Here is a 20,697-nt window from a genome sequence, read left to right as displayed (position 1 = left end):
TAGTTAAGGGGTACACCATGGCGAATGCGTCCAGCAATACGAATACCACACCACAAAATAGTGTCACGGCGGCGGCACCGGTTATTCAGATCATAGATATCGAACAGCTCAAAGCCACCGAACCTACCACCGGCGGTGAACTCGCTACGGTGCTGGAGTATAAGCGCGGAACAAAAGCTGGCGGCGGCGTATTTGTTTATGACGCAACAGATACCACATCGCCAGACGATGGTGGGTTGGTGATTGTGACAGCGGGAAAGAAACGCTGGAAAAGGGTGATACTGGATTATAACTCGGTCACCGTGCTGGATTTTGGCGCGGTGCCTGACGGGAAAACCGACTGCATCGAGGCGGTGAAACGCATGTTTAACTGGTCGCAGCGCGTGCTGCCATCAGCAGGGATACGTTTTACAGCGGGCGAATTTAGTATGTCGACGTTTGATATCTCAGATAAAGAAATTAACCGTTTTAAGGTTACCGGTGCGGCGGTCAATTTCGGTTATTTTCCAACAACGACGTTGTTTTTCGACTGGGATACCAAACCTCGTGGTCAACATTTCTTTAAAGTGCAGGCACGCTATGCCGAAATTTCTGGGCTGGTTGTGAAAGGCAAGAGTTCGGACAGCGGTGGTGATGGCGGCACGGCGTTCAATAATGTCGGTTTTTACGCTAATACCATTATCGGCGGCCAGTTCTTGCGCGTCAGCAGTATGGAATTCCGCTATTTGGGCGGACGTGCGCTTGATCTTATCGATACGCTGGATTGTAAAATCGACCAGTTCTATTCCCGTGGTTGTCAGGACAGCATTGTTTATGCTCGTTGGTCCGATCGCCAACAAGGCGCGTGGGATCACTCTACGGCAATTGAACTCTCCAATTTTAATTTGCAGGGCGGCACTAAAAAGCCGGTGCTGGATTTACCGCGCTGTACGCAATCCTTTATTCGCAACGGCTGGATTGAACACTCCGAATTTGCCGGTGATCTTTCCAATGGCCAGTGGGTGATTGAGGGATTAGCGATTGAATCCACCGATAACCCATTAAAATTGGGTTATTGCCGCGCCACTATTATTCAAAAAAGTATCCATAATCAAAGTGCTGGATTCGATTACAGTACCGAAGGTATTGAGCCGTGGACGCTAATCGGTGAAGGCGATCGTGGGGTACTGGAGATGTCGGATTGGGGAATCGTTGCGCAAGGTTCATTGAGCTATGACTATATCTCCTCGCAGTATCACATGGATAATCAGGGGAAAGAGGCTGAACAGTGGTTTTATGTCGGGGAATTCGCTTTCTCTAATGCCAACTCGCAAATACATGTGCGCATTATTGGCACCGCACAATTCCTCTCACAAAGTGAAACCCAAACTGACTTTAGTAGCCGTACGCCGGAAGGCGTGGCAAATATCTATCTGCAGGCAAGAAATGGCGCTGAATCTATTGGCAGTTGGTATGGTGAAGGTTCCAGTCCGGTGACCAAAGTGCATATTTCGGGTAATGGTGCCCGAACCAAACTCTATGTGAAAATTGCGGGCTTTACCGCCTATTCCATTGCGCTAGTCGATACCAATGGCAAAGACCGATACCAGGCTGGAAATTGCTTTATTTTCCGTAAAAGCTTCACGGCCTGTAGCGCCGAAGAGAGCACCAGACTGAATGCGGAGAAAGTTGTTGCCTTTGAACAGCACTGGATTGGTAATAAACAAGTTGGCTTTGGGTACAACGACAATAAAGAGTTGTTATTGCATGGTCCGGTGTTCGAAAAGAGCGTGCAAAATCCCGATGGATCATGGAGAACGCGTCGTTTCTTAAAAGTTCGAGTCAATGGAACGGAGCGCAGTATTGAATTGCATAGTGCTACCGATCCCTATTAATTTTATCGAGCCAGCAATCGAGGTTGCTGGCTCGACAATAATAAAATCTACGTGGTTAATTGACGCCAGGGATATGCACATCCGGCAACGTATCGCGTACTTCCCAGCCGCGCAATTTGCCGGGATTTAATAAATTGTGGGGATCACAGGCGCGTTTCATCGCCACCACATCAGCACGCACCATGCCCTGTTTGCCATCTTCAATATGAATCACATGTGGATTATTAATATTCACGCCATTCGTGCGGTAAGTAGCCATAATCGCGTTGAGGCGATCTTCGTCCTGATAACGCACCAGCTGTAAACCGCTACAGGTAATGCTGCCGTTCATATCGCGTAAGAATTCAATGTGCGACATCACCTCATCGGATAATTGCGCTTCCAGCGTTAACGCCTGCTGCAAATAGTTATCCGTCGTGTAAGCAGTTTGCAGGTAAGTTAGCGTCTTATCGATTTTCAGCGCCTGCAGCGTGGTGTGATTCCAGCAATATTCAATCAGCGAATGCCCGCTATTTTCCCCTGCGGCAAAATGCAGCGCATTGCGGCCCGCATGCTGGCTCAGCAGCGCAGGTAACAGCCCGTCGCTTTCGCTGCCCACCACGGAAATCACCCCATGTTTGCCCGCCACATCGGCATCGGCCAGATCGCTGAAGTAATCAAGCACCGGCGCGGCGAACACGGCGATTTGGCGCTTCACCATGCCCGGCGAACGGGCCAGCGCATCGGCAAAGGCCATCGCCGTAGGGAAGTCGTTGAAAGTGTCGAGACGTTCGATCCAGTCGTGGCGCGGTGCCAGCGCCAGTTCAATCTCCAGCACGATGCCATTGCTGCCGTACGCGTGATGCAGCAGCAGCGCATCCGGCGCTTGCAGGGTGATAATGCGCGGCGTCTCTTCCATGGTCATCAGCCGCACCGACAACACATTGCCCGGCGCGGCCAGCGGACCGTAATTGATGGAGCCCACGCCGCCAAATCCGCCGCCAAACAGACCGCCAAGCGTCGCCACTTTCCAGGTGGAGGGCATGCAGCGCAGCTCCCAGCCAAGTGGACGCGTATGCGCTTCCAGATCGCCGAGCCGAATACCCGCCTGCGCACGCACCGTGCCGTGGCCGACGGCGGTCACCGCGTTAAGGCGCGTCATATCGACCATCAATCCGCCGTGCAGCGGAATCAGCTGCCCGTAATTGCCGGTGCCGCCGCCGCGCAGATTGAGCGGCACGCGCTGTTTCGTGCAGGCCGCGACGATCAGCGCCAGCTCCTGCTCATCACGCGGACGCACCGCTAGCTCGGCAAACTTCTCTTCCAGCTGCGGTTTCAGTACCGGGCTGAACCAGTGGAAATCGCGCGACAGACGTTTGACCTTCGGCGCTTCTTTAATCCAGTCAAGTTCAGGCAACGCCGCGACCAGCGCCGCCAGTGCAGACTGGCGATCAGAATCAGACATGTTTATTTCCTGTGGTAAAAGAGGGTTCCGTAGGGTCGCCATTCATGGCGACCTGGTAAGAAGGTCGCCATGAATGGCGACCCTACACGTCAGCTGGGGCTTAATTCACTCTCATGCCACGCCGCCAGCACGCGGCGCGTCAGCCACGACATCAGCGCGAACAGCAGAAAACCGGCCAGTGAAATCAGCAGCAGCGCGGCGAACATCAGCGGGATATTGAGCTGATAACCGGCCTGCAAAATCTGGTATGCCAGCCCGGTATCGGTGCCGCCGGTGCCGGCGACAAACTCTGCCACCACTGCGCCAATCAGCGACAAGCCACTGGAGATGCGCAGCGCGCCGAAGAAGTACGGCAGCGCCGAGGGAATACGCAGGCGCAGCAGAATCTGCATGCGCGATGCGTGATTGAGGCGGAAGTAGCTCAGCAATCCGGGCGACACGCTACGCAATCCTTGTGTGGTATTGGAAATGATTGGAAAGACCGCCATCAAAGTGGCACACACCACCAGCGACAGCGTGGTGTCTTTCACCCAGATGATGATCAACGGCGCGATGGCGACAATTGGCGTCACCTGCAGGAACACGATGTAGGGAAAAAGGGCGGTTTCAATGAAGCGATTTTGCACCAGCAGAAACGCCACAATCGAGCCGATGACAATCGCTACCGCGAAGGAAATCACGGTGATTTTCAGCGTGTAGAGCAACGACATAAACAGCGTTGGGAAGTTCTGCACCAGACTTTGTGCCACCACTAACGGCGACGGCACCAGAAACACCGGCACCTTGAAGGTGGTGACCAGAAACTGCCACAACAGCAGCATGGCGACTGCGACGATGGCGGGGAACAGCCACTGCTGAAATTGCCGATGGCTCGCTAACGGTTTCATCATTGACTCTCCTTGCTGGCCGCCAACAGGCCGCGTTGTAGCTGTTGCGCATAGTGCGTGAAATCCTGGCTGACGCGGAACTCATCGTCGCGCGGCAACGCCGTTTCAATGCGAATGTCATCCACCACGCGTCCGGGGCGAGCCGCCATCATGATCACGCGCTGCGAAAGGAATACCGCTTCCTGAATCGAGTGGGTGACAAACACCACCGTCAGCTTCTGCTCCTGCCACAAATCAAGCAGATCGCTGTCCAGCTTGTTGCGGGTGATTTCATCCAGCGCGCCAAACGGCTCATCCATCAGCAGCACTTTCGGGCGCGTGACCAGGCCGCGCGCAATGGATACGCGCATCTGCATGCCACCAGAAAGCTCGCGCGGCAACACGTGACCAAACTGGCCGAGGCCGACCAGCTCAAGGATTTCGCGCACGCGGGTGTCCGCTTCCGCACGCGGCACGCCCGCCAAATCGAGCGGCAGACGCACGTTTTTGTGCACGTTGCTCCACGGCATCAACGTTGCTTCCTGAAATACAAACGACAGCGGCAGATCGCGTTGATTTTCCCGCCGATCGCGGCGAAACAGCATCAACTTGCCATCGGTGGGCTCAATCAGTCCGGCGATCATTTTCAGCAAGGTGCTTTTGCCGCAGCCGGACGGGCCGAGCAGCGAGACAAATTCGCCCTGACGGATAGTGAGATCGACCGGCAGCAGTGCGCGCGTGCCATTGGGATAGATTTTTTCCGCTGATAGCACCTCAATCGCCGGTGGCGCCGCAGAACGCGGCACCGCTTGCGCATCGGGATGCAGCAGCGTCAGATGGCTGGCTGTATTCATGGCAGAACCTTGACGTCTTGAATGAATTTAAGCGTGTAGCTGCCGTCAAACGGCACTTTAGCGGGATCGATCAGCTTGGTATCGACCAGCAGCTGCCAGGTTTGCTTGAGGCGCGCTTCGGTCATGATGCCGATGCCGCCGGTTTGCGCATCGCCGCCGGTCAGCATCTGGTATTTCTTCATCTGCGCGATGCCGAAGGCGATCTGTTCATCGCTCATCTGCGGATTCTCTTTCTTGATCAGCACGTTGCCCGCACTCGGATCCTGCAAATAGTTTTTCCAGCCCTGCATCGATGCCTTCACAAACGCCGCCACCGCTGCCGGACGTTTCTCAATGGTCGATTTCATGCAAACGATGCTGTTGCCGTACGGCGGATAGCCCCAATCGCTGATCGGATAGACATTGGCCTGCGCATTGGCTTTCTGCACCGCAAACGGTTCGGAGGTGATGTAGCCTTGCTGCACCAGATTTTTATCGGCGAGGAATGGCTGAATGCTGAAAGTGTAAGGCCGCACGCGGGCATTTTTCAGGTTCAGCGCGCTCTGCGCCCACGGCCAATATGAGGTGTAAGCTTCTGCTGCCAGCAGGAAGGTTTTGCCCTGCAAATCGGCCTGATTTTTCACATCCGGATGAGTGAGAAAGGCAATCGCTGAGTGCTGGAAGGTAGTGGCAACCGGCATCGCTTCAACGCCTTGCTGCCAGATTTCCAGCGCCTGCATGTTATCGCTGATGATGCAGTCGGCCTGACCGGCCGCCATCAGCTGCATGGTATGCACCTGCGGACCGCCCATCTTGATGGTGACGTCGAGGCCGGCATCGCGATAGAGATTCTGCGCCTGCGCCTGGTAGAAACCGCCATGTTCGGCCTGCGCATACCAGTTGGTCATAAAGGTGAATTTCTCCGCCGCCATGCTCGGGGCCGAGAGTGCCAGCGCAAGCGCGGCCACAGTGCTCAATGTTTTTTTCATCGTTATTCCCTAGCGAGGTGTTAAAAAGGCGGCTGCGTCGTTGTGATCTAATACTTTGCCTTGCCACTGGCCGGTGCCCCACGCCGGTTCGGCGCGCGTTACCCACGTCATCTGATGCACTTCGGTGATCACCTGCGCCCAGCTTTCTGCCAGCGAATCGAGGATCGCTGCGCCTTGCTCGGGCGTAGACGGCAAAGGATCGCCAATCACGCCGCTTGGACCGAAATCGTAGGATGCCCACGCTGCCATCGGTTTGTTGGTCGATAGCGTCGGGCAGGGGAATTCTGGCGGATAGTTGGCAACGGCTTTGTCCATTTGGACGGTATCGGGCGCGAGCGCCAGCATCAGCGCAGTTTCCGCATGTCCCGCGTGCATCGCCATCTGCCGCTCTTTGTCATCCATAAAGCTTTCAGCGCAGTTCGGCACTTTGAAAGTGTCTTGCATGATGATGATCATGTCGCCGTGACGCAGACGCAGTTCGCGCGCCGCCATCTGCAACGGTTGCGGCTGGCCACCGTGGCCGTTAACCATCAGGAATTTGCGGAAACCAGCGCGATAAAGTGATTCGCCAATCTCCAGAATGGTGTGCAGCAAAGTTTCGCCGGTGAGCGTCAGCGTACCGGGAAAATGCAGGTGCTCATCCGATTTACCGTAGGTGATCGGCGGGATGGCGTAAGCGGGGATCGCTGCAGGTAAGCGCGCCAGCGCATGGCCGACCACGCCGGAGGAGATCACGCTATCCACCGCACACGGCAGATGCGGGCCGTGCTGCTCAATCGCGCCGGTCGGTAACACAATCACCGTGTTGGCTTTATTTTCCAGCGTGGCGATGTCGGTCCAGCTCAGGTACGGCAAAAAGCGGTTTGCCGGAATATAACCATGCAACATTTCAACTCCTCGTGTTATTGCGGCAACCACGCCGTGGCTTCAACTTCAATTAAGACGTCCGGACTAGGCAGCAATTCGCTGACCTGCACCACGGTGGAAACCGGCGGCGCATCGGGGAAAAATTGCTTACGCACCCGGCTGTAATGGGGAAAATGGTCGAGGTTGCGGAAGTACTGCACCAGTTTGAAGACATCGCTCATCTGACCGCCGGCGCTTTCGATGGTGGTGCGGATGCTCTCCAGCACGTACCAGCTCTGCGCCAGAATCGGCCCCTCTTTAATGTCGGTGGAGAACTCGCCGGTGCGGCCAAGCAGTTGTTGTGCCGCAGCGGGAATGTCGTCATAGCCGCGCACAATGGTGGCGGTTTGCGGGTTCACCGGAATAATGCCGGAGAGGAAAATGAAGTCGCCCGCGCGTCGCCACGCGGCATATTTCGCCAGCGGTTGTCCCGCTCCTGCATCAAGCGCCATCTGTTGTTTCTCCATAACGCACACCCATTTTCAGCCGATAGCGCTGACGTTGACGCAACGGCCAGCTCGCCACATCGGCATGCGGAAAAACCACTAAATCATTGGCCAGCAGCGCGCGGCGTTGGCAGATCAGCGCCGAGGCCCGATCAAATGGCGCGCCCAGTTGCAGGCTTAGCAAACCGCTAAACAGCGTATCGAGCGGGTCGTAACTGCCAAACGGGCAGAACGCGTCCTGCACGTTATCAGCGCCGAGCAGCAGCGGAATGCCAAGTGCCTGCGCCTCTTTCACCAGCGTTAACCCGCGCAGACGCGGCGTGCGGCCGGGCACCGCATCCTGCAGCAGCAGGTTGGTGAGCGGCAGCGCAATCAACGTCACATTGTGCTGCGCCAGCACGGCCAGAATCTGTTCCGCATCGTCCTGCTGCGACAGCGCACAGCTGTGGCTACAGGTGATGGCACCGCTAAACGGATGCTGCTGCAAATAGTGCGCCAGCCAGCGTAATCCCTGCGCCTCAACGTGAAGTTCTTCATCAATATGCAGATCGATATCCAGCTGCCACAGTTCGGCGGCCTGCATCAGATGCTGAAACGCCTGCGCATCCCAGTTGCTGCTGTGAATAAAACCGCCTAACAGCGCGCCGGGACCGCTGGTCGCGACCTGCGCAGCGATATGCTGCGCATCGCTGGCATCGGCGAAAAAGGTGAGTGGCGCGAGGGCCACGCGCTCGATGCTGCACAGCGGATGGTGCAAGTCGCCAATCACTTGCCACGCTAACGGTGCATCGATAGAGAACCAGTCGATGTGGGTGCGCAGCAAACCAACCCCGGCGTCCACCGCCCAGCGCAGCGCCTGGCTGGCGCGCTGCTGTAAATCCTCGGCGTTCCAGTGCGCGCGGTCCTGATGCATGGCGGCAATCGCTGCCAGCAAACCAGGCTGTTGCGCCGGGCTGCGCTGGATAGTGAAAGTTTTATCCAGATGCGCGTGCGGCTCGATAAACGCGGGTAGCACCAGCGCGCCGTTAAGCGGCAGATAATCAGCGGGTGCTGCTGCGCTGTCGGGTTCGAATTGCAGGCCTGCGGCGTGGAAATGTAAGGTCGCCAGCTGCGGTTGATTACTCGTTTCAGGCCAGTTTTCTGGCAGCAGCCAGCGGGGTAAACGTGCGCCGGTCGCACCCGCATAGCCGCTCATAGATCCAGTACCAGCAGCGGAGAATGGGCGCGCGAGCAGCACAATACGATGCAATTATTGGCGGCACGCTCTTGCTTACTCAGCACCTCATCGCGGTGATCCGGTTCGCCTGCCAGTACGCCGGTGATACAGGAACCACACATACCTTGCTCGCAGGAAAGCGGTAATTCGAGTCCTGCATTCTCAAGCACTTCAGCGATAGTTTGTTGCGCGCCCACGGCAAAGCGTGCGCCGGAGGAGGCGATCTCCACCTCGAACGCACCGCCCGCCGTCACCGTCGTTTTGGGTTGGAAGCGCTCGCTGTGCAACTGTGCTTCCGCCCAGCCGAATTGAAACGCGAGCTGCTGCAGATGATCCATAAAGCCTACCGGACCGCAGAACACTAACGCCGCGTTCTCTGGCTGGGTGAGATCGTCGGGAACGCGCTGACGAAGGCTATCGCCTTCGCTGCTGTAGTGAATGACGACGCGAGCGCCGAGTTTGCTCAGGCGTGGGCTGAAAGCCAGCTCGTCGGCGCGTTTCAGGTAAAGGTGCAGGGTGAAATCCGCCTGACGCGCGGCCAGCGTTTCGGCCATCACCAACAGCGGCGTCAAACCGATACCGGCGGCAAACAGTAGCGTGCGCGGCGCCTGTGGCAGCGGGAAGTGGTTGCGCGGGGCGGAAATCTGTAATTCATCGCCGACTGTCAGCTCGTTGTGCAGCCAGCGCGATCCGCCGGTTGAACGCAGATCCAGACGCACGCAGATTTCATAATGATCGGCTGGCGCAGAGCAGAGTGAATACTGGCGTTTGCCGCCGTCGGGAATAAGTACATCAATATGCGCCCCCGGCGTGAAGGCGGGCAGCGGCTGCCCGCTGCGACTCGCCAGCGTCAATGATACATTGCCTGCACCGTTGAACTGCTTTGCGATAACGGTGACGGCGAGAGAATTGGATTTCATCATCTTTCTGCCTGAGCAGGGATGTCGTCGGCTGCGAGGCCGCGCAAACCCTTGTTTTTATCATGGCAGCGATTATTATTTTGCCCTTGTGTAAGCGTCCATCTGTTTAATTCGCATGATGCGTTGCAAAAAAGAGAGCACCCCCATATGTTCGCCTTCTCCCGATTTCTGCTCTATTTCACTGAAGTGGCCCGCCAGGGTTCGCTGCGTAAGGCTTCTGAGGTGCTGCATGTCTCGGCATCGTCGATTGATCGGCAGATCCTGCGCGTCGAAGAACAGCTGGATATGCCGCTGTTCGAGCGCCATCCATCAGGATTACGTATGACCGCAGCGGGTGAGATCCTGCTGAATGCGGCCAAAAACTGGCAGCGGGATTTTGGCCGCGTCTGCACACAGTTGGATGATTTACGCGGATTGCGCCACGGTCATGTGCATATCGCCACCATCGATGCGATTAATCGCGGTTTCTTCTCTTCGATCCTGCAACGCATTCGCAGCGACTATCCCGGCATCTCCTTCACGCTGACCACCATGAGCAATATCCACATCGCCAATGCGTTGACGTCGGGCGATGCGGATTTCGGCATCATGCTCAATCCGCAGAGTTCACGCGAGCTGCTGGTGAAGTCATTTGCCGATTTACGTCTGGGTATTGTGGTGAGCAGCCAGCATCCGCTGGCCCAGCTGGAGTCGATCCGCTTTAGCCACTGCGAATCCTGGCCGTTTATCGTGCCCGCCGCGCCGCTGATGCTGGCCGATCCACTGGAGGCGCTGATCAACAGTTCGGGCATTAAGATCAATGAAGTGGCGCGCACCAATAACATTCATATGTTGCGTTCGCTGGTGCGCGATGACGTGGGAATTAGCCTGATGTGCTGGCTGGATATCGTCGATGAGTATCGGCGCGGCGAACTGAAGTTTATCCCGCTGATCGATACGGTGCTGAAGCCGTTTACTCTGTCGCTGTGTGTTGCGCCGCAGCGCCAGCTTTCGATCGCCGCTTCGATGATGCTGCGCGAGCTGGAGTCGTTTTTTGCGCTGATGCAGAGTGAGGAGCTGCTGGCGTAATCGGTCGCCATGAATGGCGTAATGCCGACCAGTTAAGAAAGCATGTTGCTTTAAACTAGTGAGGGCTCTGACACATCTGCTGCGTCACGGGCCGTCCTCGCGCCGCTAGCGCGGTACCTTCGGCTTTCACGTCGTGCCAACGGACCGTTCGCGGATCGGCCGTCCTGGCCGGCCCCGAACTGCCTCACGCATCCATGCGTGAGGCTCCTGGCACAACGTAAAAGCCTCAGCGCTGCGAATTGCCCTTTTGCCGCAGCAGACGCGCCAGCCTGCGCACTCTTCGTTGGCTTAACTGACAAGCATTACGCCTTGAATGGCGACCCTACGATAATGTTAATCGCCCCAACGGCTGCGTAAATAATTCACCGCATCCTGAGTTTGTGGCTGATTCAGGTAATTCTCGCGGAACAAAATGGTGCCGTTAATTTGCGGTACTGACTCGTTGAGATCGAGCTGCTTTTTCAACTCCGGCACGCCGCCATTCACCGTCCAGTCAGGTTCGCTTTTCGACGCTTCGCCGATTTTGTATAGCGCCACACCGATATAGAGCCGTGTATGCGTCGGCTTCACCACGTCCGCCCACCAGTTGGCTAACACGTCGTAGCGTGCGGCCTGGCGCGCAAACGGCCAGTAAAGCTGTGGCGCGATATAATCCAGCAGTCCCATTTGCACCCAGCGACGTGTATCGGCATAGGCTTCGTCGTAGGCGGCCGCGCCGCGCGTGTCGGAACCCGCCGCATCATGCGACAAATTGCGCCATACGCCCGCCGGGCTAACGCCAAATTCCACGTTCGGGTTCAACTGCTTGATGGTGCGTGACACCTGCTCAATTAACAGCAGCGTATTGTTGCGGCGCCAGTCGGCTTTTGAGGCAAAACCCTGACCATACTGGCGGAACGTGGCGTTGTCATTGAGAGCTGAACCGGGCGTTTCGGTGTAGAAATAGTCATCGAACTGCACGCCGTCGATTGGATAGTGCGACACCACTTCCGCAACGATGCTGGTGATCCAGTCACGCGCGGCGGGAATGCCGGGATCGAGTACAAAACGGTCGCTGGCGGTACGAATCCAGTCACGATGCAGCACAAATACGCTGGCCGGTTGCAGCGAAAGCGTATTATTCAGCGCGTTAACCGTGGACGGTTTGACGTTGGTTGAGACGCGATAAGGGTTGAACCACGCGTGCACCTTCATGCCGCGTTTGTGCGCCTCATCCAGCATGAACTTCAACGGATCGTAGCCGGGATCTTCGCCAATCTTGCCAGTGAGCATATCTGACCACGGCAAGATGCTGGAACGCCACAGCGCGGTGCCATCCGGCTTCACCTGGAAAAACACGGTATTGATGCCGAGGCTTTTCAGTTTATCCAGCTTGTCGGTCAACGCCTGTTGCTGCTGGTGGATGCGGTTGGCCGGGCTGGCATTGACTGAATTGATCGGCGGCCAGTCGAGGCGTGAAACGGTGGTTAGCCACACGCCGCGCACCGGCTCTTTGCTCAGCGCTGGTTTGGTGGGCATTGGCGGTTTGGTCACCGTCGGCAACGGCGTGACCAACGATTTTGGCGGCGGCGAGGAGCAACTGGCAAGAGAGAGGGCGACGGCAACGGCAATCAGCGCAGCGGATTTTTTGTAGGTGTTAACCCAGGGAAAACGATGTGAACAGGCTATGGTAAACTCCCTTTTTTGCAACTTTCTGTTCGAAGAGCCTCATTCTCTTATCATGCGAACTAAAGTCAATATAATCGAGAAACTGCAGGTCGCCATGAATGGCGACCCTACAAAGACATTCGCGTTCACGTAGGGTCGCCATTTATGTCGACCGCCACCAAACACCATTGAGGAACCCAAAACCTATGCAATACGAAGACCTTTATCGCCGTGTCGGCCAGATCATCTTTAGCTGTGGCCCCGAAGGTGCGCGGGAATTGATCGTTCAGGCTGAACTGTTTGCGGACGATGACGGCGGGCAGTTTCAGTTCGATTACATCGATGAAAACGGTGAACCGGATTGGTTTGAACCCGATGCGCGCGCGATTGGCGATCTCTCGGAGGCGCTGAAGGATTTTCAGCAGTACTTCGTGGATAACAACATGACCAACGGTTTGCCGGTGTGGCGCAAATGCGCGATTAACCTCAACGTGCTGGAAGAAGCCATCAGCATCGACGTGCAGTACGACTGAGTTCCGCGGCATCCTTGCCTGGAAGTCATGCGTTACGAACGTAACGCCACCATCTCCTCGTTTTTCCGCGCCACGCGTTTGCGCTGCACAATACGGCTGGCGGCGACCACACCCAGCGTCAACAGGCCGGTGGCGATAATCTCTGGACGGTGTTGTTGGTTAAACAGCATGGCAATCAACACGCCGACAATGAACACCATCGTCGCCCACGTCAGGCCAGGGAACAGCCACATGCGATAGCTGAGGATTTCGCCGCGCGCTTCGCGCTTTTTGCGCAGCACCAGATGAGACGCGGCGATCACCAGATACACCAGCAGCGCGATGGCACCGGAACTGGCCAGCAGGAACTCAAACACCGCGCTTGGCGCCAGATAGTTGGCGATCACCGCGAGGAAGGCGGCCGCCGTAGAAAGCAGTACCGCGACCCACGGCGTGCCGCTGCGGGTGGTGCGCGATGCGATGGCAGGCGCATCTTCACGGCGCGACAGCGAGTAGATCATGCGGGATGCGGTATACAGCGCGGAATTGAGGCAGCTACACACCGCAATCAACACCACCACATCAACAATCTGCTTCGCGTACGGCACGTTCATCATCTGCATCGCCGTCTGGTAAGAACCGGCTTTCATCAGCGACGGCGTATTCCACGGCACCAGCGCCACCACAATGAAAATCGACAGCAGATAGAACAGCGCAATACGCCAGATCACCGAGTTGGTCGCCTGGGTAATTTGCTTCTTCGGCTCGCGCGATTCAGCGGCGGCGATGGTGACGATCTCGGTGCCCATAAACGAGAACATGGTGGTCAGGATGGCGGCCAGCACCGCGCCAATGCCATTCGGCATAAAGCCTTGCGTGTCATACAGATGTGAAATCCCTTGCGTGCTGCTGCCCGGCATCAATCCGAACACCGCCAAACTACCCGCGCAGAGGAATGCCACAATCGCCACCACTTTCAGCAGGGCGAACCAGAATTCAAACTCGCCATAATTTTTCACGCTGAACAAGTTGCTGATGGTCAGAAATGAAGTGATCGCCAGCGTATATTCCCATACAGGAACCTGCGGAAACCATGAATGCAGGATGGTGCCAGCGGCGTTGGCTTCCAGCGGGATCACTAATACCCAGAACCACCAGTACAGCCAGCCGATGGTGAAGCCAGCCCAGCGGCCGAGCGATTTGTCGGCGTAAGTGGAGAAAGAGCCGGAATCCGGCGATGCCACCGCCATTTCCGCCAGCATGCGCATAATCAGCACCACCAACGCGCCCGCAGCGATGTAGGCCAGCAATACCGCCGGACCGGCTTCGGCGATCGCATGGCCTGAACCAACAAACAATCCGGCACCAATCACGCCACCAATCGATAACATCCGCACATGACGTGGCTTCAGGCCTTGCGCCAGTACATCGGCATTCTGTGAACTCATCAATATTTCTCCAAAGCGTCTCTCAGGCCGCGCCATGCGCAACCGGGTTACAACAGGTGAGAAGCCCAGCCCGCCGCACGGGCTGGGTAGCGTGTTACGAATCGGCGTGTTGACTCAGCACGCTGCTGAGGATTTCCAGCGCCTGACCGAACTGTGCATCAGGAATGGTGAGCGGATAGAGGAAGCGGATGACATTGCCCTGCGGGCCGCAGGTGAGCAGCAGCAGCCCACGCGCCATCGCCTGTTGCTGGATAGTTTGCGCGGTTTGCGCGCTGGCAAACTCCACCGCGATCATCGAGCCAAGGCCGCGGATATCGGTGATGGAGGAGCACTGACTGCGCGCGCTGTGCAGGAAGTCGGTTAACTGCGCGCCGAGTTGTGCAGAGCGTTCACACAGCTTCTCGTCGGCGATCACGTCCAGCACCGCATGCGCTGAGGCAATCGCCAGCGGGTTACCGGCGTAAGTACCGCCCAATCCACCCGGACCTGGCGCATCCATAATCTCGGCGCGGCCGCTGACCGCCGATAACGGCATGCCGCCCGCGAGGCTTTTCGCCATGGTGATGAGATCCGGTTTCACCGCATAGTGATCCATCGCAAACAGCTTGCCGGTACGGGCAAAGCCGGTTTGCACCTCATCGGCAATCAGCAGAATGCCGTGCTCATCGGCTAGCGCACGCAGACGGTTGAAGAATTCAGGCGGCGCGACGTGGAAGCCGCCTTCGCCCTGAATCGGCTCCAGCACAATAGCGGCAACATCCTGTGGTGCGATGTCCTGAGTGAAGATGTCCTGCAAACTGGATAGCGCATCATCAACGCTGATGCCGGTCACGCTGTTGGGATAGCGCGCGTGCCAAACCGACGCGGGCATCGGGCCGAAGTCGCGTTTGTAAGGTGCCACTTTGCCGGTCATCGCCATGGTCATAAAAGTACGACCGTGGAAAGAGTTGCCGAAGGTGATGATGCCGTGACGGCGCGTCGCCGCCCGTGCCACTTTCACCGCGTTTTCGACCGCTTCTGCGCCGGTGGAGAAGAAAGCAGTTTTGGCTTTACCGGCAATTGGTACCACGCGATTGAGGCGTTCAGCCAGCGCCACATAGCTCTCGTACGGCGTCACCTGGAATGCGGTATGGGTAAATTTCGCTAACTGATCGGCAATCGCCTGCACGATGCGCGGATGGCGGTGACCGGTGTTCAGCACCGCGATGCCGCCGGCGAAATCGATCCAGCTGTTACCTTCACCATCGCGCAGCGTGGCGTTCTCCGCGTGCTCGACATACCACTGACAAAGATTGCCGGTGCCGCGTGGCAGGGCATCATCTTTACGTTGCTGCAACTGGCTGTTTTTACCTTCCATAACCTTTCCTTAGCGATAAGCGTCTTTACAAATCACGATAAACACGCTTATTTATGCCTGCGCTGCGCTATCTTGCCAGAGCCACTTTCAGTGAAAAGAGGGGAGCCAATTGCGAAGTTTGTACGCCGATCATGTATTAGAGCGCATGCAGTTTATGCCGGAAGGAACATTGCAGCAGCGTTTGCTGAGCTGTATGCAAGCCGCTATCGCTGAAGGCATTTTTCCGCGTGCCACGCGCTTGCCCGCCACGCGCGATTTGGCGCGTGAGCTGTCGGTGTCGCGAAATACGGTGTTAAATGTGTACGAGAATTTGATGGCGCAAGGCTACGTCACGGCGCGCACCGGCAGCGGCACCTGGATTGCAGAAAACTTGCCGGAAGGATCGCTTAACACACCGCGCAATGAAGCAACTGTCGAAGCGTTGACCGCGAAACCGGCGGCGATTTCTAAACGCGGCGCCTCGCTGCTCGGCCATGCCAATGCCTCGCCGTATCAGTGGGGCGCTTTTGTGCCTGGCGCGCCGGATGTCACGCAGTTCCCGCATAAACTTTTCAGCCAGATCCAGGCGCGTTTGAATCGTGAACCGGATATTGAACGGCTGATCTACAGCAGCAACGGCGGCTGTCCGCAGCTGCGCGCCGCGCTGGCGGAGTATCTCAGCGTGGCGCGTTCGGTGCGTGCCGATGCCAATCAAATCATCATCACCGAAGGGATTCATCAGGCGGTGGATTTGGTTTCACGCGTGCTGTGCGATCCTGGCGATCAGGTGTGGATCGAAGAGCCCGGTTATTGGGGTACGCGCAATCTGCTGCGCATTAATGGCTTGAAAATCAATGCCATTGCGGTGGATGAGCATGGTTTAATTCCCGATTTGCCGCCACGCAGTCGCGCACCGAAGATGATTTTCGTGACACCGTCACACCAATATCCGCTGGGCGTGCATCTCAGCCTGGAACGCCGCAAGCAACTGCTCGATCTGGCGCGCAAACACAAAACCTGGCTGGTGGAAGATGATTACGACAGCGAGTTTCGCTTCTCCGGCCAGCCATTTCCCTCACTGCAAGGCTTCGAGCCGGATGCGCCGGTAATTTATATGGGCACTTTTAGCAAGACGCTCTATCCGGCGCTGCGCCTCGGTTATCTGGTGGTGCCAAAAGCGCTGGCGCAGCCGCTGCGTGTGGCGGCGGCGGAACTGTATCGCGGCGGCCATTTGCTGGTGCAGCGTGCGCTGGCGGAGTTCATCCAGAAAGGGCATTACATGTCGCACATTCGCCGCATGCGTAAGCTCTATAGTCAGCGGCGGCGCTTTATGGTTAGCCTGATTGAGCGTTATTTAGGGGCTGCTTTTTTGCCGGTGGTGAATCACGAGGCGGGATTGCATTTGGTGATGAATTTGCCAACCGGCTGTGACGATGTGGCGGTCGCCGCGCTGGCGCTGAGGCGCGGCGTGAAGGTGCGGCCGCTGTCGCAATATTATATGCATCCGCAGGAGCGGCGCGGGTTGCTGCTGGGTTTTGCCTGCGTCGATGAGCGGCAGTGTCAGGATGCGTTTGGTACCTTGAAAGGGTGTTTGGCGGAGATGGGGATAATTTGAAGCGGAGGTCGCCATAAATGGCGACCCTACAACGGCCGCATCGTCTTCGTAGGGTCGCCATTTATGGCGACCTGGTCAACTTATGGCTGCGCGATGCTATCCAAACGCTGCAAAACTTCAGGCGTAAGTTTCACCTCGGCACTCGCCATGTTCTGCTTCAGGTGCTCCGGCGATGAGGTGCCCGGAATCAGCAAAATGTTAGGCGAACGCTGCAGCAGCCAGGCCAGCGCCACCTGCAGTGGCGTGGCGTTCAGTTCTTTTGCCACCTCGCTGAGCCGATCCGATTGTAGCGGTGAAAAACCGCCGAGCGGGAAGAACGGCACGTAAGGAATGCCTTGTGCTGCCAACTGATCAACCAAGGCCTCATCCTGGCGATTGGCCAGATTGTAGAGGTTCTGCACGCAGGCGATCGGCGTCATCGCCTGGGCATCGGCCACCTGTTTGGCGGTAACGTTGCTCAGACCAATATGACGAATCAGCCCGCGCTCTTTCAGCTTGATCATCGCCTCAACCTGCGGCTCCAGCGAACCTTCCTTCGGCCCATGCACGTCCAACATCGAACGCAGATTCACCACTTCCATCACATCCAGTCCGAGATTACGCAGGTTATCTTCCACTGCTTGCGTCAACGCTTCTGGTGTAAACGCCGGTAACCAGCCGCCTTTCTCGTCACGACGCGCGCCCAGTTTGGTGACGATTACCAGATCGTCGGTGTAAGGATGAAGCGCCTTCTTGATCAGCTGATTGGTAATGTGCGGACCATAGAAGTCACTGGTATCAATGTGATTCACGCCTGCCGCGACGGCATCGCGCAGCACCTGCAAAGCACGCGCTTCGTCTTTCGGCGGACCAAACACGCCGGGACCGGCTAACTGCATGGCACCGTAACCGAGTCGTGCAACCTGGCGATCGCCAAGGGTGTAAGTCAATGCTGGATGAGACATGGAAAGCTCCTTCGTCAGTGTGTGGTTAGATTGTAATCGCCAAAGTGCTGTGCAACTATCCGTACAAATCGGGACACACTGTACGGAATGGCGAACAATGGCATTGGATATCGCGCTACTGCACGCGGTGGTGGCGGTGGCAAAAGCGGGTGGTTTTCGCGAGGCGGCGCGTATCACCGGCAGCAATCCGTCGCGTTTAAGTGATGCGGTGCGGCGCGCTGAAGAGCAGCTCGGCGTGCGGCTGTTTAATCGCACCACGCGCACCGTGGCGTTAACCGAAGCCGGCAGGGCACTGATGTCGCGCCTGCTTCCGGCGATGAATGAAGTGGATGCGGCGCTGGATGCGCTGAATACGTTCCGCGATACGCCGGGCGGCACCTTGCGCTTGAACGTGCCGGTGAGCGCCGCGCGCATCGTGTTACCGGCGATTGTGCCGGGATTTCTGCAGCGCTATCCCGATATCCAGCTCGAAGTGGTGGCGGAAAGTAATGTGCAGGACGTGTTCCGCGATAGCTGTGATGCTGGCATTCGTTACGACGATCATCTGGAGCAAGATATGGTGGCGCTGCCGATCGGCCCGCGTACCCAGCGCTTTGCGTTGGCGGCATCTCCAGCGTATCTGGCGCAGTTCGGCACGCCGCAGCATCCGCGCGACCTGGTGCGGCATCGCTGTTTGCACGGGCGCTATGCGACGGGTGTGATTGCCGAATGGGAATTCACCTGCGGCGAAGAAACCGTGCGTTTGCAGCCGAAAGGTCCGCTGATTTGCAGTATCGGCGCGGCGATGGATCTCACGGTGGAGGCCGCGATTGCTGGCTGCGGCGTGGTTTATCTTTTCGAGGATTGGATCAAAACGCCGCTGAGTGATGGCAGTCTGCAACCGATTCTGCCGGATTGGTGGCAAAGCTTCTCCGGCCTGTGGCTCTACTACAACGATCGTCGGTTAATTCCGGCACCGCTGCAGGCGTTTCTGGATTATGTGCGTGAGTTAAATTCAAGCGCAGAGGCGCAACGCGGCGATTCATCGCGTGGGTTTGACCATATGAGCTCATGTTGCCTGCTGTTGTAGGGTCGTCATTCATGACGACCACCCTCAAAAGCCAATAAAAAAAGCCGACAACCGCTGCCAGTTATCGGCTTTTCCGCAACACAGGTGTTTACACGCTCAGCAGCTGATTGGCGGTTTTCTCAACCAGCGCCAGAAGGACTTTAACATCTTCCAGCGTCACGGTTGGGTTCAGCAAGGTCAGCTTCAGGCAAGTCACGCCCTGATTCTCGGTCACGCCGACGTTGGCACGGCCTGAATCCAGCAGCGCATCGCCGATGCGCTGGTTGAACAGGGCAATCTGAGCGGTATCGGTCAGTTGCTCTGGACGATAGCGGAACAGCACGCTCGCCAGCTGAGGCTGCATTACCAGCTCGAGGCGCGGTTCAGAGGTGACAAACTTCGCCACTTCCTGCGCCAGCGTCACGCCGTGATCGATGATCGCCGCGTACTGTTTCTGACCCAGCGCTTCCAGGCCCATCCACAGTTTTAATGCATCGAAACGACGCGTGGTCTGCAGTGATTTGGAAACCAGATTCGGTACGCCGGCCTCTTCGTCAAACTCAGAGTTCAGATAAGCCGCCTGATAGCGCATCAGCTCGTAATGACGCTCATCTTTCAGCAGGAACGCACCGCAGCTGATGGTCTGGAAATACTGCTTGTGGAAGTCCAGCGTGACGGAATCCACCCGCTCCAGACCATCAAGGTAGTCGCGATACTTCTCGGACAGCAACAGCGCGCCGCCCCAGGCTGCATCAACGTGTACCCAGATGTTGTGCTCGGCAGCGATATCGGCAATTTCACGCAGCGGATCGATAGCACCGGCATCGGTGGTACCGGCGGTCGCAACGATCGCCAGGATCTGTTCCCCGTTGGCTTCGGCCTGCGCCAGTTTGGCTTTCAGGTCTGACACATCCATACGGGCGAACTCATCAGACTTCACCTGCACCACAGATTGATAGCCGTGGCCAAGCAGCGCCATGTTCTTCTGTACGGAGAAGTGCGCGTTTTCAGAGCACAGCACTTTGATCTTACGCAGATCGCCGGTGATACCGTGCTGCTGCACCGAGTGGCCCTGGCGCTGATAGAAGGCATCGCGCGCCAGCATCAGGCCCATCAGGTTGCTCTGGGTGCCGCCGCTGGTGAACACACCTGCGTCGCCGGCCGGATAACCCACTTGCGCACGTAGCCATTCGATCAGTTTGATCTCAATGATGGTGGCAGAAGGGCTCTGATCCCACGAATCCATACTCTGGTTGGTGGCGTTGATCAGCACTTCTGCTGCCTGGCTTACTACCAGGCTAGGGCAATGCAGATGCGCCACACATTGTGGGTGATGCACTGAAAGACTGTCTTTCAGGAAATATTCAATCGCGCGTTCAATCGCGGCCTGGTTACCCAGGCCGTTTGGATTGAAGTCGAGCGTGATACGCTCGCGCAGTTCGGCAACGGTTTTGCCTTGATACATCTCAGGCTGTTGCAGCCACTGCACAACCGCGGCGCTGCTCTGGGCAATCGCCTGCTGGTACGCCTCAATGCTCTGTGCAGAGGCGGCCAGAATCGGGTTTACTTCAGACATTTACTCTTC

The 20,697-nt window shown here is 57.0% G+C and carries 18 protein-coding genes; 5 read left to right on the top strand and 13 right to left on the bottom strand.

The annotated features are described in order from the left end of the window. The first annotated feature begins 17 nt into the window (after nt 1-17). Entirely contained in the window at nt 18-1,874 is a 1,857-nt protein-coding gene (locus NQH49_RS21465) for a putative phage tail protein (protein WP_256698761.1), read from the top strand. Between the two features lie 55 nt (nt 1,875-1,929). Here NQH49_RS21465 and NQH49_RS21460 read toward each other — a convergent pair whose 3' ends face one another. The 8 genes from NQH49_RS21460 to NQH49_RS21425 form a co-directional block, all read right to left on the bottom strand. Then, the gene (locus tag NQH49_RS21460; RefSeq protein WP_256698760.1) at nt 1,930-3,318 is read right to left on the bottom strand and encodes an FAD-binding oxidoreductase; all 1,389 of its coding nucleotides are present in this window, start codon (nt 3,316-3,318) and stop codon (nt 1,930-1,932) included. 89 nt (nt 3,319-3,407) lie between these two features. After that, a complete protein-coding gene (locus NQH49_RS21455; RefSeq protein ID WP_101761439.1) occupies nt 3,408-4,208 on the bottom strand; it encodes an ABC transporter permease in 801 nt (266 codons plus the stop codon). Then, nucleotides 4,205-5,038, bottom strand: a complete 834-nt coding sequence (locus NQH49_RS21450; protein ID WP_008110747.1) for an ABC transporter ATP-binding protein — start codon at nt 5,036-5,038, stop codon at nt 4,205-4,207. Before NQH49_RS21450 ends, NQH49_RS21455 begins: the two co-directional genes overlap by 4 nt. After that, a complete protein-coding gene (locus NQH49_RS21445) occupies nt 5,035-6,006 on the bottom strand; it encodes an ABC transporter substrate-binding protein (RefSeq protein WP_256698759.1) in 972 nt (323 codons plus the stop codon). Before NQH49_RS21445 ends, NQH49_RS21450 begins: the two co-directional genes overlap by 4 nt. A 9-nt stretch (nt 6,007-6,015) precedes the next feature. Further along, the gene (locus NQH49_RS21440; RefSeq protein ID WP_256698758.1) at nt 6,016-6,894 is read right to left on the bottom strand and encodes a creatininase family protein; all 879 of its coding nucleotides are present in this window, start codon (nt 6,892-6,894) and stop codon (nt 6,016-6,018) included. A gap of 14 nt (nt 6,895-6,908) precedes the next feature. Beyond that, nucleotides 6,909-7,364, bottom strand: coding sequence for a RidA family protein (locus NQH49_RS21435; RefSeq protein ID WP_256699141.1), 456 nt, complete (start codon nt 7,362-7,364; stop codon nt 6,909-6,911). Then, nucleotides 7,354-8,553: an amidohydrolase family protein gene (locus tag NQH49_RS21430; RefSeq protein ID WP_256698757.1), complete on the bottom strand. Its 1,200-nt coding sequence runs from the start codon at nt 8,551-8,553 to the stop codon at nt 7,354-7,356. Before NQH49_RS21430 ends, NQH49_RS21435 begins: the two co-directional genes overlap by 11 nt. Continuing rightward, a complete protein-coding gene (locus NQH49_RS21425; protein ID WP_256698756.1) occupies nt 8,550-9,497 on the bottom strand; it encodes a PDR/VanB family oxidoreductase in 948 nt (315 codons plus the stop codon). The genes NQH49_RS21430 and NQH49_RS21425 overlap by 4 nt, the downstream gene beginning before the upstream one ends. A gap of 144 nt (nt 9,498-9,641) precedes the next feature. On the opposite strand from NQH49_RS21425, the gene NQH49_RS21420 reads away from it, so the two are divergent. Next, a complete protein-coding gene (locus NQH49_RS21420; protein ID WP_256698755.1) occupies nt 9,642-10,562 on the top strand; it encodes a LysR family transcriptional regulator in 921 nt (306 codons plus the stop codon). A gap of 333 nt (nt 10,563-10,895) precedes the next feature. On the opposite strand, the gene NQH49_RS21415 is transcribed toward NQH49_RS21420, so the two are convergent. Next, entirely contained in the window at nt 10,896-12,230 is a 1,335-nt protein-coding gene (locus NQH49_RS21415; protein ID WP_256699139.1) for a glycoside hydrolase family 10-like protein, read from the bottom strand. A 185-nt stretch (nt 12,231-12,415) separates the two neighbouring features. On the opposite strand from NQH49_RS21415, the gene NQH49_RS21410 reads away from it, so the two are divergent. Beyond that, on the top strand, nt 12,416-12,742 hold the full coding sequence (locus NQH49_RS21410; protein ID WP_256698754.1) for a hypothetical protein: 327 nt from the start codon (nt 12,416-12,418) through the stop codon (nt 12,740-12,742). A 32-nt stretch (nt 12,743-12,774) separates the two neighbouring features. Here NQH49_RS21410 and gabP read toward each other — a convergent pair whose 3' ends face one another. After that, complete coding sequence (gabP, locus tag NQH49_RS21405) at nt 12,775-14,169, bottom strand: GABA permease (protein WP_256698753.1); 1,395 nt, start codon at nt 14,167-14,169, stop codon at nt 12,775-12,777. 94 nt (nt 14,170-14,263) lie between these two features. After that, nucleotides 14,264-15,526 carry a 4-aminobutyrate--2-oxoglutarate transaminase gene (gabT, locus tag NQH49_RS21400; protein WP_256698752.1) on the bottom strand — a complete coding sequence of 421 codons (1,263 nt, stop codon included), beginning with the start codon at nt 15,524-15,526 and terminating at the stop codon, nt 14,264-14,266. A 109-nt stretch (nt 15,527-15,635) separates the two neighbouring features. Here gabT and pdxR point away from each other — a divergent pair, with 109 nt between their 5' ends. Further along, on the top strand, nt 15,636-17,120 hold the full coding sequence (gene pdxR, locus NQH49_RS21395; RefSeq protein WP_256698751.1) for a MocR-like pyridoxine biosynthesis transcription factor PdxR: 1,485 nt from the start codon (nt 15,636-15,638) through the stop codon (nt 17,118-17,120). Nucleotides 17,121-17,200: 80 nt separating this feature from the next. Here the strand turns inward: pdxR and NQH49_RS21390 are convergent, their stop codons facing one another. Further along, nucleotides 17,201-18,064, bottom strand: coding sequence for an aldo/keto reductase family oxidoreductase (locus tag NQH49_RS21390; protein WP_256698750.1), 864 nt, complete (start codon nt 18,062-18,064; stop codon nt 17,201-17,203). A gap of 97 nt (nt 18,065-18,161) precedes the next feature. On the opposite strand from NQH49_RS21390, the gene NQH49_RS21385 reads away from it, so the two are divergent. Continuing rightward, complete coding sequence (locus NQH49_RS21385; protein ID WP_256698749.1) at nt 18,162-19,133, top strand: LysR family transcriptional regulator; 972 nt, start codon at nt 18,162-18,164, stop codon at nt 19,131-19,133. An 88-nt stretch (nt 19,134-19,221) separates the two neighbouring features. Here the strand turns inward: NQH49_RS21385 and NQH49_RS21380 are convergent, their stop codons facing one another. Then, nucleotides 19,222-20,688: a pyridoxal phosphate-dependent decarboxylase family protein gene (locus tag NQH49_RS21380; protein WP_256698748.1), complete on the bottom strand. Its 1,467-nt coding sequence runs from the start codon at nt 20,686-20,688 to the stop codon at nt 19,222-19,224. Nucleotides 20,689-20,697: the final 9 nt, after the last annotated feature.

It is taken from the genome of Pantoea trifolii (assembly GCF_024506435.1).
Lineage (GTDB): Bacteria > Pseudomonadota > Gammaproteobacteria > Enterobacterales > Enterobacteriaceae > Pantoea > Pantoea trifolii.
The sequence above is the reverse complement of the archived record's forward strand: the minus strand, read 5'-3'. Positions and strand labels throughout refer to the sequence as shown.